Origin of the sequence: Rhizobium sp. Leaf453, from assembly GCF_001425605.1 — a bacterium.
Classification (GTDB): domain Bacteria; phylum Pseudomonadota; class Alphaproteobacteria; order Rhizobiales; family Rhizobiaceae; genus Pararhizobium.
This window is the reverse complement of the sequence record NZ_LMRG01000010.1, coordinates 103,028-122,149: the sequence shown is the minus strand read 5'-3', so window position 1 is coordinate 122,149 and position 19,122 is coordinate 103,028. Positions and strand designations below refer to the sequence as shown.

General features: G+C 56.9%; 16 protein-coding genes and 5 pseudogenes. 12 read left to right on the top strand and 9 right to left on the bottom strand.

The features are described 5' to 3' along the window. The first annotated feature begins 5 nt into the window (after nt 1–5). From ASG68_RS13010 to ASG68_RS12985, 7 genes and pseudogenes are all read left to right on the top strand, one after another. Nucleotides 6–749, top strand: coding sequence for a hypothetical protein (locus tag ASG68_RS13010; RefSeq protein ID WP_062609801.1), 744 nt, complete (start codon nt 6–8; stop codon nt 747–749). Nucleotides 750–1,080: 331 nt separating this feature from the next. After that, nucleotides 1,081–1,485: a VOC family protein gene (locus tag ASG68_RS13000; RefSeq protein ID WP_062602027.1), complete on the top strand. Its 405-nt coding sequence runs from the start codon at nt 1,081–1,083 to the stop codon at nt 1,483–1,485. Between the two features lie 343 nt (nt 1,486–1,828). Then, a pseudogene (locus tag ASG68_RS32375) lies at nt 1,829–1,952 on the top strand (IS110 family transposase); the annotation flags it as partial. Nucleotides 1,953–2,317: 365 nt separating this feature from the next. After that, on the top strand, nt 2,318–2,683 hold the full coding sequence (locus tag ASG68_RS12995; protein ID WP_062577338.1) for a hypothetical protein: 366 nt from the start codon (nt 2,318–2,320) through the stop codon (nt 2,681–2,683). Between the two features lie 108 nt (nt 2,684–2,791). Then, nucleotides 2,792–2,947, top strand: coding sequence for a hypothetical protein (locus tag ASG68_RS31385; protein ID WP_156373646.1), 156 nt, complete (start codon nt 2,792–2,794; stop codon nt 2,945–2,947). A gap of 31 nt (nt 2,948–2,978) precedes the next feature. After that, nucleotides 2,979–3,455, top strand: coding sequence for a DUF3833 family protein (locus tag ASG68_RS12990; RefSeq protein WP_062609799.1), 477 nt, complete (start codon nt 2,979–2,981; stop codon nt 3,453–3,455). A 71-nt stretch (nt 3,456–3,526) separates the two neighbouring features. Next, a complete protein-coding gene (locus ASG68_RS12985) occupies nt 3,527–4,018 on the top strand; it encodes a pyridoxamine 5'-phosphate oxidase family protein (protein WP_062602023.1) in 492 nt (163 codons plus the stop codon). A 293-nt stretch (nt 4,019–4,311) separates the two neighbouring features. Here ASG68_RS12985 and ASG68_RS32370 read toward each other — a convergent pair whose 3' ends face one another. The 4 genes from ASG68_RS32370 to ASG68_RS12965 form a co-directional block, all read right to left on the bottom strand. Further along, on the bottom strand, nt 4,312–4,485 hold the full coding sequence (locus ASG68_RS32370; protein ID WP_244484216.1) for a DUF2382 domain-containing protein: 174 nt from the start codon (nt 4,483–4,485) through the stop codon (nt 4,312–4,314). Nucleotides 4,486–5,025: 540 nt separating this feature from the next. Next, nucleotides 5,026–5,583, bottom strand: a complete 558-nt coding sequence (locus ASG68_RS12975; RefSeq protein ID WP_062602019.1) for a hypothetical protein — start codon at nt 5,581–5,583, stop codon at nt 5,026–5,028. A gap of 101 nt (nt 5,584–5,684) precedes the next feature. Further along, nucleotides 5,685–5,960, bottom strand: a complete 276-nt coding sequence (locus tag ASG68_RS12970) for a YozE family protein (protein ID WP_062602016.1) — start codon at nt 5,958–5,960, stop codon at nt 5,685–5,687. Nucleotides 5,961–6,173: 213 nt separating this feature from the next. Further along, the gene (locus tag ASG68_RS12965; RefSeq protein ID WP_244484215.1) at nt 6,174–7,343 is read right to left on the bottom strand and encodes an ATP-dependent DNA ligase; all 1,170 of its coding nucleotides are present in this window, start codon (nt 7,341–7,343) and stop codon (nt 6,174–6,176) included. Between the two features lie 990 nt (nt 7,344–8,333). Here ASG68_RS12965 and ASG68_RS12960 point away from each other — a divergent pair. Continuing rightward, a complete protein-coding gene (locus tag ASG68_RS12960) occupies nt 8,334–9,107 on the top strand; it encodes an IS5 family transposase (RefSeq protein ID WP_200943214.1) in 774 nt (257 codons plus the stop codon). A 36-nt stretch (nt 9,108–9,143) separates the two neighbouring features. On the opposite strand, the pseudogene ASG68_RS33040 reads toward ASG68_RS12960, so the two are convergent. Then, nucleotides 9,144–9,353: pseudogene (locus ASG68_RS33040) on the bottom strand (hypothetical protein); the annotation flags it as partial. 87 nt (nt 9,354–9,440) lie between these two features. On the opposite strand from ASG68_RS33040, the pseudogene ASG68_RS12955 reads away from it, so the two are divergent. Further along, nucleotides 9,441–10,638, top strand: a pseudogene (locus tag ASG68_RS12955) (IS256 family transposase). Nucleotides 10,639–10,701: 63 nt separating this feature from the next. Here the strand turns inward: ASG68_RS12955 and ASG68_RS12950 are convergent. Next, nucleotides 10,702–11,457, bottom strand: a pseudogene (locus ASG68_RS12950) (IS110 family transposase); the annotation flags it as partial. Between the two features lie 231 nt (nt 11,458–11,688). Between ASG68_RS12950 and ASG68_RS12945 the strand changes: the two are divergent. Beyond that, nucleotides 11,689–12,606, top strand: coding sequence for a DUF6929 family protein (locus ASG68_RS12945; protein ID WP_062609796.1), 918 nt, complete (start codon nt 11,689–11,691; stop codon nt 12,604–12,606). Between the two features lie 254 nt (nt 12,607–12,860). Here ASG68_RS12945 and ASG68_RS12940 read toward each other — a convergent pair whose 3' ends face one another. The 3 genes and pseudogenes from ASG68_RS12940 to ASG68_RS12930 form a co-directional block, all read right to left on the bottom strand. Continuing rightward, nucleotides 12,861–14,153 (bottom strand): type II toxin-antitoxin system HipA family toxin, encoded by a 1,293-nt coding sequence (locus ASG68_RS12940; RefSeq protein WP_062577332.1) that lies wholly within the window; start codon nt 14,151–14,153, stop codon nt 12,861–12,863. Continuing rightward, nucleotides 14,153–14,503 (bottom strand): helix-turn-helix domain-containing protein, encoded by a 351-nt coding sequence (locus ASG68_RS12935; RefSeq protein ID WP_062609793.1) that lies wholly within the window; start codon nt 14,501–14,503, stop codon nt 14,153–14,155. The genes ASG68_RS12940 and ASG68_RS12935 overlap by 1 nt, the downstream gene beginning before the upstream one ends. A gap of 433 nt (nt 14,504–14,936) precedes the next feature. Next, nucleotides 14,937–17,299 (bottom strand): annotated as a pseudogene (locus tag ASG68_RS12930) (hypothetical protein). A gap of 228 nt (nt 17,300–17,527) precedes the next feature. On the opposite strand from ASG68_RS12930, the gene ASG68_RS12925 reads away from it, so the two are divergent. Continuing rightward, complete coding sequence (locus ASG68_RS12925) at nt 17,528–17,842, top strand: helix-turn-helix domain-containing protein (RefSeq protein WP_062577328.1); 315 nt, start codon at nt 17,528–17,530, stop codon at nt 17,840–17,842. Continuing rightward, complete coding sequence (locus ASG68_RS12920; protein ID WP_062609860.1) at nt 17,835–19,088, top strand: type II toxin-antitoxin system HipA family toxin; 1,254 nt, start codon at nt 17,835–17,837, stop codon at nt 19,086–19,088. Before ASG68_RS12925 ends, ASG68_RS12920 begins: the two co-directional genes overlap by 8 nt. The last annotated feature ends 34 nt before the right edge of the window (nt 19,089–19,122 follow it).

Sequence of the window (19,122 nt, the reverse complement as noted above, 5' to 3'; positions counted from 1 at the left end):
CAAGCATGGACGTGATTGACGCTGATGCGATGACCGATCTCGGTCTGCGAAGCGCAAACTTTCCAGCTCTCCAAGAAGAGCTTCGTAAAGCCGTCACGACCAGCAATTTCGATCCCGATGCCTCGCGGGAACTATGGCAGGCAGCGCTTGACAGGGTCGGGAGATCGCTTGGACCGCAGGTGAGGGCGGGTTTCGAGACGTGGGGAAATACTTTCCCGTGCGATGCCGATACAATTCTGCCTGAGCTCGACGCCTGGGAGCGAACCTGGCCGGATCTGGCAAATGTTCTTGGTGCTTCGCGATCCGCCTCACTTTGGCGCGAGGAACTTTTGAACCGCTACCGCAGCACGATGCGGAAAACCGGTTTTGAGGAAAAGCTGGAGGGGCGTCTTTCCCATCCGCTGAGCGACTGGGATAAGACCTGCTTCAGGCATTATGCGGACGCAGATCTGACGTGCGACGGGGAATTTTTCACGACGCTGACGTTGGGAGCCGATCGCCTGCAGCTGGCACGGTTTTGGAGGAACGCCGCGGCTTCGCTTTCCGGTGAACAGAAGTCTGTCATCTGGAAGCTTGGGCAGGATATCTGGGCGCAGATGCATGGGGCGATGACGGATGACGATCTGAAGGAGATGCGGGGAGAGTTCTCCGACGAAGAAGACTTCCGAGAGGCACTTGCGTTTCTTGATACCTACCGCCCGAAGACCGTCGAGCTGCCGCATCCGGACATTTTGCTAGTGTTTGCATGAAGCTTTCCTGCCGAAGGCCAGCAGTCCGACCTGAACAAGCTCAATTAATCAGAAATGAAATCAGTGGTGAGTGAACTGCATTGGCAGGTCGAAGGTTCAAACCTCTTCAAGCAATGCATTGCGCGGTGTCGATGGTTCCTCACATCTGGGCCATCACGGATCACTCGAAGTCACTGCACCACTTCCAAGGCTACGCCGAGCGCTGCCGAGAGGAGAGCGTCAAGATTACCGACAGCTTGAGGCAAAAGATGGAGAGCGGTGCAAACGATATCGCGCATGCCATGGCCTGCTTCTGTTACCTTTTTCTCGCTTAACCGATGGGGGAGCCGACATGCCTGACCTCGCCTTGCATCACGTTTCGATCATCACATCCGACCTGGAACTATCACTGCCGTTTTACCGCGATGTGTTCGGTCTCACAGAGCTCAGCCGGCCCGACTTCCCGGTTGGCGGAGCCTGGCTCTCGTGCGGGCGGAACCAAGTACATCTGGTCGTACATCCCGGGGGAAGTTTCCGGCGCAATGCCGCCATAGACCGCAACGACTGGCATTTCGCTTTCAATGCCGATGACTTCGAGGGCGTTTTGGAAAGGCTGAGCGCCCTTGGCTTCAGCTCAGACGTGCCCGCTGGCGATCCGAAGCACATGCTGGTGTTCCGGACGGGCTTAGCGGGCTTTCCCCAGCTCTACCTCCGCGACCCAGATTACAACGTCGTCGAGATCAACGGCGCGGCGTAGCAACCGGGTAACGCCAGTTTATCGCGCTACAGTGGCACACGCCCCTCGGCAAGACGTGTGGGCGAAAGGCGGGAGATTTCGGCTACGCTCTCGATGCGTTTAGCCGCCTCAATCGATAAGATGGCAAGACGACCGATAGCATTTGGTCTCTCATCGAATGTCGCGGGTTCCAGCATTCACGATATCGTCGGGCTTCCCCGAAGGGGGAACGTATTCCCATCCCAAGGTCCGGTATTGCTTTTCGTGTCACGCGTATATCCGATTTCATTTTCGGCTGCGGCCGATTCGTCATGGCCTTTCCTCTCATGTCGTCAGCTGGTTTTCTGGTCAGTGAGCGGCGAACGGCCTTCGACTGGCCAAACGCAATGGAATGAAGAAAGCTCGCGGTCGCTCGAAAACTGGCAGTCATTCTGCACTGCATTTGGACGGATGGCACCTCGTTACAATGGGTTAAGGAGCCGGCCTGAGAACTCAACTTGATCCGAAATCGCAGGGCTGTCCAAGACCTGTCATGTCCCGCCGGGACGGCGGTTGCGGCGACCTCGTTGTTTCGGTTGCTGGCAGCTACGACTGCACAGCGCTCCACACGTTGAGGCATCCGACCCGAACATCATCATGAGGCCATGACCTCGAAAACGACCATGACCCCGACAAGGACAAAGCAGACTTGACTAAGCCACGCAGTCAAAGGGCCGAAACACACCCAACACGACATCGACCTTGGGGTGGGCCACCAAGATGAGCTTCAGGAAACGTAGAGCCGGCGCCGGCGGGGTGGATCATTCTGCTCCCTCACGCGTTTCAGAGACAACTCGATCCGTTGGAGGAAAAAATGCCGTCACAGGACCCCAAAACGAAACCCGACCTCGGTCAACCGATTCCGAAGGCCGTTATCGACGTCGCACATCAAACCGTCGGCGTCGAGGACCAGAAACATTTTGAGCCGGAGGACCAGATTTCCGCGCTTCGTAGCGAAGTGGAAGCTTTGAAATCCAAACTGCGGGCCGCAGGGCACCTTGCCGGCAAGGGAATGAGAGGCGTTCGACGCGACGTAGGCTCTTCTGTGTCCAGCCATCCTATCGCGACGGTCGCGGCGGCATTGCTTGGCACGCTTCTCGTCGTCTATTCGGCTTCTCGTAGACGTGACGGTCAACCTTACGCGAGGAGCTATCGCAGGATGTTGCGTCGCATTCATTGACCCCGATCGCCGCCATCTCCGCCCCCACACAAAGTCAATTGCACCATGATCGATCCTCCTCCCGTACCTCTAGGACATCCCGATCGAAGTGCGTCCTGTAGCCAAGCCATGAGCTACGCGGTCCAACTCATCGAGGAAGAGGCGCATCTCGTCGGTTGGACCAGGGCGGAGATCTTGATTGCTTTATGCGAGGCGGCGGACGCACGTTTATCGGCGCTGACAGAAGACGGCAATCCCGTCTTGCTCAGCGACGAGGATCTGTGACACGTCGGGTCAGTCAAACTCAGGAGATATCATGAAGATTGAAGATTTCGCCGTGACCACGCCTGTGTTCAAGCTCGAGGAATTTTTTCACGGAAAACTGAAAGGATGGGGGACGACGCTCAGCCGTTTCGGTGCTTTCGAGAACCGTTTTACGATCGACGCAGAAGGCATCTACGATCCGAAGGCGCATACGCTCGCGCTGAAAGAGGTCTACAGATTCGACGATGGCCACACGGACACGCTCATCTGGACGATCATCAAGCGGTCCGATGCCGACTACGAAGGACGAGAATCCCTTATCGAAGGCCTGGCTCAAGGCAGTCAGGCTGGGAGTGCTTTCAATTGGAAGTACACGCGCGCCGTTCCCGCTAAAGATGGTTCCAAGACGAGCTTCGGCTTTACAGACTGGTTCTGGCTGATCGAACCAACCGTGATGGCCGCGCACGCGTCGCTGACGAAACTTGGCATCGAGGTAGCGCGGCTGTCCGCGTTTTATCAGAAGATTTGATCACCGCCACTGAGGCAACACCTACCAGGCGGTCACAAGATCGTTGAAAACCCAAACAGGAGAACAGGCCAATGACCGATGAGCCGGAACTGCAAGCGAGATTCTGGAAGGCACTGAAATCCGACATGACGGTCATGCTTGGACTTGCTGGCGTCGATGAAGGTCACACTCGACCGATGACGGCTCAACTCGACGGCGAACGCGACGGCGGGCCAATCTGGTTTTTCACTTCCACCGAATCCGAGCTTGTCAAACAGGTCACCGCTACTCACCGCGCCGTCGCGACCTTCGCATCCAAGGGGCACGATTTATTTGCGGCCATTCACGGCGACCTTATTGTCGATAACGAGCGCGTCGTCATCGACCGCCTCTGGAACAGGTATGTCGCTGCCTGGTACGAAGGAGGCAAGGATGATCCGAAACTCGTGCTGCTTCGCTTCGATGCTGAACGCGCGGAGATCTGGAAGGACGGGTCCAGCATTTGGGCTGGGATTAAGATGCTGCTCGGTTCGGATCCAAAGCAGGATTACAAAGACAATGTTGCGGAGGTAACCTTGAAATGAGGTGCTGGCCTCGAATTCGCCTAGCCGGATGCGCATCGAGGCTTCACCACCCGAACATGACGAATACCTGCTGCGATACGGATGTCGAGCGTTGTAACCGTACGGGTCCTAAGGGCGCTCCGCGAAAACGGGTCGAGCTCCTTTAGCATGTCTAGGCTATCCGACAGGCAACATAGCTAAAGATACCTATCCCGGCGATTTCGTGTCGAGTTCACTAATCGCAGCGTCTTCGACCGACACAAGAGCGACTACGGCTCCGGACGGGTTGGTGATCTCGATTCCAGATATGTCTATTACGTGCGCTTGTAGCCCTGGCTCTGGCTGAAGCCATCCTGCCTCTGTTCGATACGATGATCATCAACTTCCACTTTCGTCTTGCGGACGCTGTCGCTGATGGTTTCAGTGCGTCCGGCCGATTTTTTGTTGATGCCTATCTCCTCGGCGACGCGCCCTTTCTTCGAGACCACCGCCTCCTCATGACGCTCTTCGCCGAGATCGTACTGTCCTGGAAGGCGACGGATTTGCGCTTCCTCAACAAGAAACAGCCGCTTGGCGAGCCGCTCTTCGATGACAGGAATGATGGTGGTGTTACCCTCGATGCGGATCTCGGGGGGTTCGTTGATCTCGGAATCGAAGGGAAACGTGTTACGTCGACCTGCTGCTGCGCGAGGCGAGTCTCGGAGCTATCGCGTTACTTTGCGCCACGTGATATCCATCGGATGTATTTGCCATCTCTGCAGGTAAATGAGCCGTGTTCAGAATGCTTTTCGAGTGACATGAATTGCCCTGGCGTGTAACCCGAAGGCTAGAAGCCGCATATATTCATCCAAGGCCGCCATGGCGTCAGCATTGCAATGTCTCTTGGTCCTGGGACTCTGATTGCACACGCGTACATTACTACCCGCCCCACGATGCATCTAACTTTATAAACACACTCGGGTTTTGGAACCAAAAAACAGACATGATGCGATATTGTCCGCCAAGTAAGCTTCCTGGCCTCTTTGCATCTACGACGTCAGCGAAATCCAGACGTCTAAAGCGCACAACGGGAGATAGAGTGCGGCTATAGCAGCATAGTATTTTCGCTCGCGTAGAAAGAACGCTGTAGCGGGGAGGATGATCATCGGAATGTCTGTGAACGCCCAAGCTGCTTCTAGCTGGCTTTTGAAGCCGAAGACATTAACAAGGAACCCAAAAACAAGAAAAGCAGTCAAGGAGATCAGCGCGAAGCGCCCGTCCTGCTCGAAATAAATGCGCAGTCCATTAGCCTCGTCCTCGCCACGACTGGGCAAGAGAAGCGCTGCTGTCAGGAAAAGCATGAGGGTCATCAGAACAAGGAAGATGAATTCGCCGAAATAAAACGTCGGTTGCAGCGTCGACAACTGATTGATTGCCCACCAATACTGCAACTGCATGATGAATAGGACGCTGCTCCAAGCGAGTGGCACCCAGTCAATTTTTGACGTCCTGCGGATACGGAAAATGGTGACAAAGCCGGTCAGGAGGCGGGTCACTGAGAGGCCGAGAACCATGGATATGACTGTCGCGACTATTGGAAAGTTCATGTAAACGCCACTTATGCGTATGCATCCGCCGCGACGCGCGGCTCGACGACATTACATCACCCCCGGTCGCCGTCTAGCCCGCGCCGCACGTTCAGGTGGGGTCAGTCCCAAATTTCGTTTGACTGTCGTTTGTCGTTCTTCGGGGGACGACCGCGGCTTCGCTTCACAACCTTTTGCAATGATTTCTGATAAGCCATCCACACTTCGTAGGCTGCGGTAAGGTTGGTCGACAGCAGTGAGTCACCCTCAAGATACTGCTTCAGATCTTGCCAGGTGGAAGCATCGGGCATGTTCGGATCTAGCCGAGCACTGCGGGTAAAATGACCGGCCGGTGTGTTGAAGGTTTGGCGATTTTTCAAATAGTCATTGAATGACATCGTATGCTCGAAAAACAGGCTACTAATATATAATCTCTGTAACTCCTTAGGTACGTTCCGCAATATAACTAAGCTTCGCCATTGCAGAGTTGAACGATGAACGAAAAAACCCCCGCCGAAGCGGGGGAATATCCTACCAGATGACTGCCTGACAATCGGGGAGAAATTTGGCAGTCAGCAGTCGAACTGTCGTAATCCAATTTAGGTTCCGGGCTATTCGTCACTCGTCGTTATTTCATATATGGCTGAAGYGTCCGCAGCTTCACGAAGGCCCTTGAACGAAGCGTGCCGCAGCTTGCCGTCTCCGGTCCAAGCGCGGAATTCAATCTCCGCAGTCAACTCCGGTCGGCGGTCCGCAGCTTCACGAAGGCCCTTGAACGAAGCGTGCCGCAGCTTGCCGTCTCCGGTCCAAGCGCGGAATTCAATCTCCGCAGTCAACTCCGGTCGGGCATAGACARCGCCCTGTGCCTTTGCGYGTACCGCCGGTTTCGCCTCGCGAATACTGTCGAGCTGCGCTTTGAGTTCCCGCGCCACGCTGCCTTTGAAGCCGGTCCCGACAGAGCCRACATAGACAAGGCCGTCACCCTTCCTTGCCGCCAACAGGAGGCTTGCAATCGCGCCTGGCATTGTCGTCGACGGTTCATARCCAATCACCAGGAAGCTCTCGCTCTGCACGCATTTGATCTTGAGCCAATCGCCTTGCCGGCCCGATCGGTATGGTCGGTGACGATGCTTGGCAATGATRCCCTCAAGACCGTGCTCGCAAGCACTTTGAAATAGCACTTCACCGTCTGCCTCGATCTCCTCGGAAAGCCGGATCGTACCATCCGGGTCTGTCAGGRCAGTCTCAAGCAGCATTCGGCGTTCGGCCTGGTCCATTCGCGAAACGTCGTGGCCGTCGAGGTAGAGCAAATCGAAGGCGTAGAAGATGGCTGCTCTGGCGTCGCGTTTCCCACCTCGGCCGCCAAGCGCTGCCTGAAGCGCGCCGAAATCAGGTCGGCCTTGGTCATCAAGCACGACCGCTTCCCCATCCGCTCTGGCGTCGCGTTTCCCACCTCGGCCGCCAAGCGCTGCCTGAAGCGCGCCGAAATCAGGTCGGCCTTGGTCATCAAGCACGACCGCTTCCCCATCRAGGATCATCGTTGCCGCGCCAAGGTTCCTCGCGGCGTTGGCGATACCGGTGAAACGTGACGTCCAGTCATGCCCACCTCGTGTCAGGATCCGGACCTTCGTCGGCTCGACGTGTGCCGCCAGCCGGTATCCATCCCACTTGATTTCAAAAGCCCAGTCGTCACCCTTCGGCGGCTTGCCGGTCAGCAGCGCAAGGCACGGCTCTATCCTGTCCGGCATCGGGTCGAAGGGCAGGGCGGGTTGGCGAGTCACCCTTCGGCGGCTTGCCGGTCAGCAGCGCAAGGCACGGCTCTATCCTGTCCGGCATCGGGTCGAAGGGCAGGGCGGGTTGGCGAGGGTCGCGAGCAGCCGGAGCGTGGCTTTTCAGTGGCGCGTCAGCCTCGGTACGAAGGCCGATGGTTTTTGGGGGACGTTTTGCCATCCGCCCATTGCGCCATAGAAGGATTAACGATGTCTTTCGTCAGACCTAGCAAGTGTGAGTGACAAAGATAGCGGCCCCGCCGGCTTCCTGCATCCCCACAGTCGCTGCGGCATGTTCTTGATTTCCCACGCTGAAGCGCGTTTTTACTTGAAGCAGCGTGTCGCTTAGAAAACGTATGGCCCGCCCTGCTTGCAAGAGGATTTTGCGATTTTCTGATCAGTCTGCGTCAACGTATACGGCCTCATAGCATGCTCATGGCCAAGATGGACATCCGCGCATTTGGAGCCCCAATAAAGCACTCCGGCACCCAGTGCCATTTTTTTAACCGGGCTTTCCATATGCCGTTCGACTGCCAGGCCATCTTTACGATCCTTCCTGCAAACCCCTTTGGGCTACGCGTTTGATAATGCGTAGCTGATCCTGTTACGCAGTCACCGGGTAACCACGGTCAAAGCCTGTTCCTTTGCGCAACGCAGCCCACGCTATCCGCGCCAGTTTGTTAGCCAGAGCCACAACAATGGCGTTACGGTGCACGCCTCGCTCGATCATGGCTTTCAGCCATCGCCCCAGAGGCGTCTCATGAGACCTGTGCGCGGATATTTATAGACGTCTGGAATCATTGATGATTCAATTCCTTTGTCGAGAGATGGAGGTTTGTGATGAGCCGTCGCCGGATAGGGCAGGAAGCGCTCGGATTTGCTGTTGATCGGGGTTCGTCCTCTTCTCTTGATGACCTCAGCCGGCTGATTGATTGGGCGCCGGTCGACGAAGCGCTCCGCCTTATATCGTGCGCGGCCAAGGGAGAGCCCGCTTGACCGCCATTGGCTCTATTCAAGGCGGTGCTCTTGTCGATCTGGTATGATCTGTCGGATGTGAAGCTCGCTGAAGCTCTGGATGATCGTGCCTCGTTCCGCCGGTTTTGCGGCTTCTCCCGATCGCAACCGACGCCTGAGCGTACCGCCTTCGTTCGGTTTCGCCGGAACCTTGTTACGCACGGTCTGGACAAGCCTCTGTTCGACGCGATCACCGGCCAGCTCAAGGCACAGGCGATCCAGGTCAAGACCGGCACACTGGTCGATGCAACGATTATCGCCTCGGCCAGCGAGGATGATGGCGAGGGCCACTGGGTCAAGCATAAGGGCCGACCTGCGGTTCATGGCTTCAAAGCGCATGTCGGTGCCGATGCCGATACGGCCCTCGTCGAGGAGGTTGCAGTGACACCCGCCAATATCAACGATGGTAAGGCCGGTCCTGATGCATTGCCGGATAATCCCTGCGATGTTTATGCCGACAGTGCCTACCGGGGTGACCATTTTGGCAAGGCGGTCATTGCCAGGGGCGGCACGCCGCGCGTTATCGCTACTGGCATGTGGGGGCGCGACGAAGCCGAAATCCGAGCACGTCTCGATGCCTGGAACCAACCGATCCACCGTATCCGCGGTCGGATCGAGAAGATCTTCGGCACCTGGAAACGAAGCTACGGCCTGCGCCGCATGCGATGGCGAGGGCTAGCAAAGGCAGGCGTTCAAATTCGCCTGACCGCTATCGCCTACAATATGAAACGGAGTTTGAGGATCATTGCTACGGCGGGATAGGCGACGAAACAACACGCCCTCCGATCGGCCGCCATCTCAAGGCGGACGTGGCGATGCCCACAACCGCACATTTTCGTTCAATCCGGAGAAAAATGCAGCAAATTCAATTGGAAAACCGGCCCGCGCACAGGTCTCATCAGCTGTTGAAAGCGACGGTAGCGCTGCACGAGCACCATGAATGAGCAACGTACGCAAGTAGGTATTTCCACGTTTTGATATCGCAAGCAGTCGGGGTCTGGATCGTGTCCCACGACGTGGTGTAGCTGGATTTCATAGCCATCGGTGATTTCCGGTAGGGTCGGGTTGCTTAGACCAACCTGAAGGACACCACCGATGACCGACGACATGATGAACCTGCGCTCACTCGTTGAGAAGAGCGCCGACGCCGATTTGCTGCGCGAGATGATCGGCTTTGCTGCCGAGAAGCTGATGGCGCTGGAGGTCGGGACGAAGACCGGCGCGGGCTATGGCGAGAAGAATGGTTTTCGACTGGCTCAGCGCAACGGCTATCGCGACCGGGATTGGGAGACACGAGCGGGCACCGTCGAGCTGCGCATTCCCAAGCTTCGCACAGGCAGCTATTTCCCGAGCTTTCTCGAACCGCGCCGCATGGCCGAGAAGGCTCTGACGGCGGTGATCCAGGAGGCCTATATCCAAGGCGTCTCGACCCGATCCGTCGATGACCTCGTCAAGGCGATGGGCATGTCGGGCATCTCCAAGAGCCAGGTGTCCCGGCTCTGCGAGGAAATCGACGAGAAGGTGAAGGCCTTTCTTGACAGGCCCATTGAGGGAGAATGGCCCTATCTTTGGATCGATGCCACCTATCTGAAGGTCCGGCGCGGCGGTCGTATTGTCTCTGTCGCCGTCATCATCGCCGTGGGCGTCAACACCGATGGCCGACGCGAGGTGCTCGGCGTGGAAATCGGCACATCCGAGGCAGAAGCGATCTGGACCGAGTTCCTGCGCAAGCTAACCAGACGAGGCCTGCGCGGCGTCAAGCTCGCCGTATCCGATGCACATGAGGGCATCAAAGTCGCAGTATCGAAGGTGCTCGCCGCGACACTGGCAGAGGTGCCGTGTCCACTTCATGCGCAATGCGCTTGCCCATGCCGGAAAAAGCGGACGCCGCGTCGTCTCAGCCTTCATCGCCACGGCCTTTGCCCAGGATACACCGGAGGCGGCAAGCACCCAGTGGCGCAATGTCGCCGACCAGATCAGGCCGAAGGTGCCGAAACTCGCGAGTCTCATGGACAGTGCCGAGCAGGACGTGCTCGCCTACATGACCTTTCCCAAGGCCCACTGGACCAAGCTTCATTCGACAAATCCGATCGAGCGTCTCAACGGCGAGATCAAGCGACGCACTGAAGTAGTTGGCATCTTCCCCAACGACGACGCCATCGTCAGACTGGTCGGTGCCTTGCTCCTGGAGCAAAACGACGAATGGGCCGTCCAGAGGTCCCGATACATGACACTGGAAACCATCGCCACAATGAGCGATGATCCGCTCATCAGCCTGCCAGCCGCAAGCTGACACTCATCCGGCCCTCTGGGATGAGCCGTGGCCGCCTAAGCTACACCACGTCCGGGGACACGATCGGGGTCTGTCGCCAGTACTGTATTGCCTGGGAACCAGTCCGAGCCAGGCCCCCAGATCCCGAGCTTTGGCGAAGCTGCTTGCATCACCCACCGCCGCGACCAGGGCCGTTGCATTAAGAACGCCAACACCAGGGATCGAAGTCAGTCTGCGCATGGCGGCGTCACCGCGTGCCAACCGGATAAACTCGGCATTCAGTGCGTCGATCTTTCTGTCGAGTTCCTTCCATTCGCTGCGTAGATCAGCAACCAGCTGATGCACACGCGGCGATAGTATCTGGGCACTCTTGGATAGCATACCATCCACGCCGAGCTCAAGTTTTCGCCGCTCGACCGGGAAGATCACCCCGCGCTCCAGCAGGATGGCACAAAGTTGATTGATGAGGTTTGTTCGTTCGGCCACAAGGCGAGAACGCACCCTATGCAGGGTCTGGATGTCCAGTTGCTCCTGGCTCTTAAGGTTGACGAAACGCATGGTCGGCCGAGATGCAGCTTCGGCAATACCCTCTGCATCCCGGTCATCATTTTTCTGCGCCTTGATGTTGGGGCGAACGTATTCCGGCGACATCAGCCGGACCTCGTGGCCTTGTGCCTCAAACAGGTGACCCAGATGATGGGCGGCAGGGAGCTTCGCTACGTACTCAATTAGCGTCTCGCGACGCATTGTTCGCTGGACAACTATCGCGCCGATGTCATCGACACCAACTATGCTGCAAGAAGTCTTGCCCAGATCAACTCCAAGGATCGCTATAGACATTGGCTCGTTCCTTTCTTCCTTCCACCTGCAGCATCCTAACAGACGCTGGAGAAAGGGCGGGCCATTCCATAAGCAAAGTTCCATAATTGTGGTATGCCGTCGGCTTAAAGATTTCAACGTTTTACCTGTTGTGGGGGAGGCATGCGTTGCAACTTCGTATTCAATTGAAACCAAGACAATTTCGCGTCTCAGCCGGTAGAGCGCCGACGTCCACGGTGATAGCAAGGTTGGATGATTGTTACGACCGAACTTCGACAACTCGACGTCTCTCCGGAGAGATGTGACACGCAGCTGTCCTACATCAGCTCCGCAAGCGGTCTGGTGTGCGTCGGCCCGCACTTCTATGTCGTTGCGGATGACGAACATCACCTCGGGGCGTTTTCCGCCTATGACAACGGGCCGGGTCGATTGGTCCGCCTGTTTTCGGGCGACCTGCCCATCATGAAGGCCGATCGAAAGCGCCAAAAGCCGGACCTGGAGGCGATCGTGTTCGTTCCAGCTTTCGAGGGCTTTTCGGATGGCGCTCTATTGGCGCTGGGATCAGCATCGAGGCCAAACCGCGGCCGCGGAGTTCTCCTTGGGCTTGACGCGCGAGGTGCGCTCAGCACTTCACCCGAGCAAGTCGATATGGGGCCGATGCTCGGCCCGCTTCATCAAGCCTTCGCCGATCTCAACATCGAGGGAGCGGCCGTAATCGACGAAGAACTCCTGTTGTTCCAGCGCGGCAACAAGAGAGATATCGCCAACGCGATCATCCATTACCCGCTGCTGCCGGTTCTCGAGGCTTTGCGAGATCCTGTTGCCGCCGCACTTGCGCCGTCCGCCATCAGGAGAGTGGATCTTGGTATGATCGAGGGCGTTCCACTCTGCTTCACCGATGCGGCGGCTCTGCCCAGTGGCGACGTGGTGTTTTGTGCCGTGGCGGAAGATACCGACGACGCATATCTTGATGGTCACTGCGTAGGAGCCGCGATCGGAATCGTTGACACAACTGGGCAGTTGCTCTCGCTGCACCAGCTCGAAAAGCCATACAAGGTGGAAGGTATCAGCGCTCAGATGGAGAATGAGACACTGGACCTGCTTCTCGTTACCGATGCGGACGACCCTGCAATACCGGCGAAGCTCCTGTCGGCATCCTTTGCCCTATAGGGAACTAAGCATTGAAGGTTGCCTGGTACACACCGGGCCTTACAACAAAGAAACGTTGCCGGTCAGATCGAGCAAAGTAAAAGTTCCATAAATAGGCGTTATCCCACGAAGCATGTCTTTTCAGACACTTAAGCTCTCCGACCAACCAGTCGGCCGTTCGATTCTTTTCAAGAGCGTAATGACGCCTCCACGCAGTTAACATCGAGGGCGGGTACGCAGCTGAAATGCCGCGCATCCGTCATCGCTCAGACTTATCATAGCCCCATCCTTAGACGCACCTCACGGACAAGCGTCAACGTGTTGAGCCGCCTCATAATCCGATCCGAAGAGTCGGGTCCCAAAAGACCTGGGGCAATCTTTGGCCAAGTTTCTAAGGCTCGACGGACGGCATGCTGGACTTCACGCGCGATGAGCTTTGGATCCAGCTTGATAAAGCTCGCAACCCGTTCGAAACGATGCAGATTGACTGCATCGAAATCATGTGTCCTGACGAAGCGCAATGCCATCTCGTCTCGGGGGAGATACAGGACCGTCGGCACGATATCGTAGGCGGGAGATAGTCTAATCTCGCCGGCTTGCGGGAAGTAAAAGGACCAGTTCTTTAGATGATTGTCGCCATTTCCTAGAAGCACGTCGGCGACGACACGTCTGACGGCTTCTAGAACGTCATCTCGATGATCGGTACTGAAACGGCGAACCATGTTAATAACCGTTTCGGTCGTACCCATCGTATATTTGCGTTCACCTACCGCGCCGAGAATCTGGCCGGCGTCCTCGATATGGATGCGGCCGCCAGCAGACCTGTCGAACCTCTCCACGACAAGCACATTTTCGCCATGCTGGAGCAATTCGGCTGGAACGTCCCGGATCGCGTCGCGAGAGATAAGCCGGCATGGCGCGGTTCTGACGCCTATTCCGCTCGCCATCTGCATGGCGGCAAACTCTGCTTCGGGAAGATTGGGAAATCGTTCGCTGGCCAGCTTGATGATGCTACGACCCGTCTCTCCCCGTGCTGGAGCTGTCAGACGATCGCCATCCCGGTTGCCGGTAAATTTTAGCTGGACGCCTGCCAGTGAGAATTTTACAGCCCCTTCGGGAAGCGGCGCCTTGAAGCCATGGACATTTCCGAGGTCCAGCGGTCCCGCCGCCGCCGGTATATCGGTCTCCGGGACAATCAACACCGCGCCGGGCAAGTCCGCTCCGAGGCGGGTCAGCACGTCGAATTCGTCGTGATCACCCGGACCCATTTCTGTCATCACCAGCTCGCGCAGGGCTCCTTCCGGCAGAAGCCCGGAAAACCAAGGCGGCAACCTTCCGTGCAGCCCGATTTTATCTCCCCGCGAGGCGAGCCTTTCGCGTGTCCCCTGGTCGGAATCCGGATCATACCAGCCGAGACTGAGGATCGGCCTCGTCGCGTCCCGCAGGAAGCTCTCCGCAACGACAAAAGACACCGCTCTATCCGCGTCGCGCGTTAACGTTCCGGCCCGGACAGACACTCCTTTTTCGTCGAGCATAAAGACGCCAAGGACCGCCGCTGCTTTTGCCATTACCCTTCCTTTATTTCATCGTCGTCGAGGTCGATGAACAGCTCGTCGAAAGCTCTGGGAACCTCGGTCGAATGTCTTGGAGCAACAGGTACGTCATCGACTAGCAGCCGTACGCGTTCCATACGCGATTTGGGGATAAGCACGGGGACGAGATCAAGCGTATCGCAGAGTTCGGCAAACAGAGTCAGACGGTCCCTGCCCAAGCGATTATTGGCAAGGTCACGTTCCAGTTCCGATATGCGGGCACGATTTCGGCCAAGTCGCTCCGCGAGCGCCGACTGACTTAGGTCGCGCCTTTTACGGGCTGCGAGTAGTTGTTCGCCCAATAACTGAAAAACGGCAATTTTCATGCGGAATTCCGCTCTACTGTAGGGATGATGCGGAATTCCGCATGAATCCTTTCTACATGCACGAGCTGAATTCCGCAACATATTTATGAAATGTACGGAATTCCGCTCATGTAAGAAACTGTTGCCTGCGGAAGTCAGTCTCCTATCCAGCTCAATTTTCTGGCCACCCGAAGCCATCTGGCAAAAATGTTGATGAGCACTGCAATTTATCAAATGGTTGGATAATTCGGATTAAGGTGAGGCTAAATCGAGAGCGGAACGCCGCCTGATCGCTGTGTCTACTGTCTAGCGAACCTGCATAAGATATCACAAAGTTTCAGATGCTTGGCCAAAGCGCTTGAGTGGGACATTGGTTCAGATCCATTCAAGGCGACGAGTAGGTCAGCTCTCAGGCGTAACGTTCCGAGCCTAAAGCAGTGTAACCTTGATTTCGTTACGCGGCTTCCCAAACCTTGTTCAGGATTTTTGCCGCCAGTGCAGCCTTGTCCTGAGGCAGGAAACGACCGTAGTGCTGCTGCACTACATCAGGCGTATCCTGAATGGCGTAGCTGGCCTGCTCGTAAGAACCGGTCTGCTTGAGGATATGGGTAGCGAGAATGTCCCGCAGATTATGTGGCCCATGCGGCAGCAGCCCTCTGATAGCGCCACGCCCTGTGTAGGGGTTGTAGATCCCGTATCGCTGAATCACCGTCCGCCAAGCCTCATAGAATTTCGTCGAGTCATAGGCCGCGTCGAGGCTCGTCGTTTCACCGTCTTGACGAAGAATGTGCCGGGATCCTTTGCGCCGCCAAGCAATACGCCGCGATGCTTGTCGATATAAGCATCGATATATTTGTAGAGATCGAGGAGGTCTGGAAGGATCAACCGGAATGGCTTCTGCCCGAAAACCGATGACCCGGAATTCTTGAATGCGACCGAGGGGATCAGGACTTCCCAGCCGCGCTCCCGGTCGCTCCACCGGAGTTCACCGCATTTCAGGTCCTCAAGCCGTCGCTCTGATGTCGGGAAATGCCCGCGCGCGCAGACGCGGAGCTGACGCAGGTTCTTCTGGCGAAGGCCGAGATGTAGGCCGAGGCGCAGGAGCAAAAATGATCGGACGGCTTCGGCCGCCGGTCGCGGATAGCGATCTTCGTCCGGCATGCGTTTCAGGATTTCGTCGGTGATCTTGCGATATTCGGCGAGGGGGCTGTCGGCCTCCAGGATGCACATGATCGGCTCGAACGGATCGCGATGGACACGCATGACACGCTGGATTTCCTTCGACCGGTTCGCCGCATGCCGGTGGAACGCGTCGCAGGCGCCGTTCCAGTCTCGGGTTGCGAACTCGATCTCCTCTCGTTCGATGAGACCATCGATCGGCCTGACGTTCTTCAAAAGCTCTGGATGCTGCCGGATCCAGCCTACGTCAGCTCGCGTGAGAGCCTGAGCCACCATTAGCATGTCCTCTTCCCATTTGGTGTAGAAGCCGCGCCGCTGTTCAGGCCATTGCAGATACCAGTCCCAAACGCCTGCGAATACCAACACGCCAAAGCTCAACTGGCTGAGCGGAACACCGCGACCTTTGACGATGCGGGAGGGAGACGCGGCGAGGGCACCAAACATCAAGCCGAGATGTTCGATTTTTTGGGATGCGGTTTCTTCACCCCAGACCCCATTTCGCTGAAAACCAATCGCCGTCAGGGTCGAGGTCTTGAAACGAATGAGGTCCGCCATTTCCATCGCAAGCCGCGGCGGCGCGTCGATGACGCCTGACAGCAGCTCTGGATCGTCGAGTTCCTCAGCCATGTTCTGGTTGGCGTTGGTGGCAGATGTTAGAGGTCGAAGTGAAGGCGAACCGCCACCATAGGTGATACCGGGAAAACGGATCGCATATCGCTCCTTGCTCTTTGCGGCTTGGTAACGGCGATACTCGGTTGAACCAGAGACGATGATCCGGCGGACCCAGTCAAGGATCTCTTCTCGCTTGGTAAAGGGAAGGCTGCTGAAATCATCGGGCAGGTGCAAGGAAATCCGCCGCCGCTTGGCTGGACTGATATCGCCAAGATCGTGACCGTAGAGCGAGCGCGCCTGATGCGGAAGCTTTGCCTTGAAGTATCCTTCTGACAGTCGGTATCGTATTTCGATGCGGCGCAGGATGTTAAAACTCGCAACCGATCGCGGCACACGCTCGCCCTGGATCCAGGACAGAAGTGTCTTGCTGTCGAAAGTCTCGGTGAGGCGAACGACAGCGCGGTAGAGCTGCCAATAGCTGTCGCCGAACCGGCGCATATGGTAGATCAGCGCATCCTGAAAACTCGCCAGATCGTCTGTCGCTTCGAACAAGGCATCGGGAAATGGGCTGATCGGCTTCGGAGCGGGTCCGCGCTGCGCCGATGTATTCCGTTCGAACAAGCCATCCATTGGGCCGCGTTGCGGTTTTCTGGTTGTGGAAACGGCCGCCGGCTTTTTGACCGATGCCATTCTGCCTGCGCGCGAAGACACCTTGGCTGACGGAACGTCATCTGCAACCGGCGGCACCTTCAGCCATCGCATGATCGCATCCAGTGCTGGCGCTAGCTGCTTCTTCAGTTCTGCCGTCATCTCGTCTTCGATCCCGCAAGCCTCCCCGAGCGCGATCCAGTCGAGACGACCGTTCAGGACAGGCGGCCGCTTGCGATATATGATCAGGCCGATCAGGTAAGGGCGAACGTTCTCCAGCACCCGCTTCGAGCATATCGGTGCAATACGCATCTCGCAGAATTCGGAGATTTTGCGCTGAAAATGACGTGATGAAAGATCGTGTTTGGGCATGCTCATTCCATTTCTTGTCGGCACCAGTGCCGAGGGCGAGCGGAAATAAGCGGTGGCCTTTAACGAAGCATGTAAGGTGGGAAAGCCTCATGCCGTCGTCTGCGAACGTCATGAATGATATGTAAACAGATCATATTATTCAGAATGGTCCGTATATGTATCTTTTCTTTTGACTGGAAGGGACGATTTTGCTAGTTACCCACCAGTTCCAAGAGGAGCGGACGGGGAAGGATGATGGCACGCTCCGAGTCAGATGCGCTATTGGATATCGGACAGTTGCTGAAGGCTACGCGCAAGGTCAAGCGATTGACCCAGGAGCAGGTCGCCGACATGGCGGGGATATCGCGTCCCCGCTATCGCGAGATCGAGGCCGGAAGCAGTGCCGCGCGTACGACGACCCTGATTAACATCGCCCGTGCTCTCGGACTCGAACTGGTGCTCATCCCGCAGGCGATGGTTCCGGCCGTCAACGCTTTACTGCGGCCGCACGACGATCTCGATGATCTTCCGGCATTCGTTGCAAATCCAGACGGTGAACGTGGTGACTGAGGCCTTTCCTAATCCGAGATCAATTTCGTCGCTTGATGTGCTGCTGAACGACGTGAAGGTCGGCACAATTGTACGGACGCCCGGCGATTTCAACGCGTTCAGCTTCGAGGATAGCTATCGCGCGACAGGCGGAGTTCCGGTCGTCAGCCTGTCTTTTCGCGCAGTCGGCGGCGGCTTGCGTAAAGACCCGAAGCCTGTGGCGAGAGCCTTGCCAGCGTTCTTTGCCAATCTTCTCCCAGAGGACAAATTGCGCGAGGCGATGGAGAAGCACCACGCAGAAAGTGTTCGCGTCGGGAATGATTTTGATCTGCTTGTCGCACTCGGGGCGGACCTGCCGGGTGCCGTCCGCGTCGTGCCGGGTGATGGAACATTCGCTCGGCAGGAGGACATCTCCGCTCCCAAGCCGAAAGCTCGGTTCTCGCTCGCCGGTGTGCAAATGAAGCTCTCGGTTATCAAGAACACGGGAAAAGGCGGCGGCCTGACCCTGCCACTAGGCGACGAGCAGGGTTCGTACATCGCCAAGTTTCCGTCAACCTCTTTCCCCGGCGTCTCGGAAAACGAGTATGCCAATCTCGCTTTGGCTGAAGCGATCGGTATGGAGGTACCGGAACGCGAACTCGTCGAGCAATCGGAATTCGAAGGCATTCCAAAGGAATTCGAGACGCTGTCCGATGGAAAAGTCCTGCTCGTCAAACGCTTCGATCGTGGCGCAAACGGCGAGCGGATCCATATCGAGGATTTTGCGCAGGTCTTTGGCGTCTATCCTTCCCGGAAATACGAAGGTGCCGCCTATCACGATATCGCTGCGGCCTTGAACGTTGCCGTGTCGTCCGCCGCCGCTCTCGAGTTCGTCCGCCGATTGGCTCTGGCTGCCTTAACGGGCAATGGCGACATGCACCTGAAAAACTGGTCATTGATCTATCGAGGTGCTGGCGACAAATCGGATCTCGCGCCTATTTATGACGTGCTCTCGACGATCCCGTATATCCCGGCGGACGCTATGGCTCTGTCGCTCGCCGGCGAGCGTACTTTCAAGGCATTGAATGCACAGCGATGGAAAGCCTTCGCCAATCGCGCGCGATTGCCGGAAGCCGCAGTCCTCAATGCGGTGATCGACACGGTCGAACGCGTGGACAAACTCTGGTGGTCATTGCCGGAACGCGAGGTCGTTCCGGAAAAGGTTCTCGAGCGTATCGATGCACACATAAGGCTGATGACACCGATCCTCGCCACGTGTGCGAACTGAGTAGCCAGCTGCTAGACGACAAACAGCCGTCCTA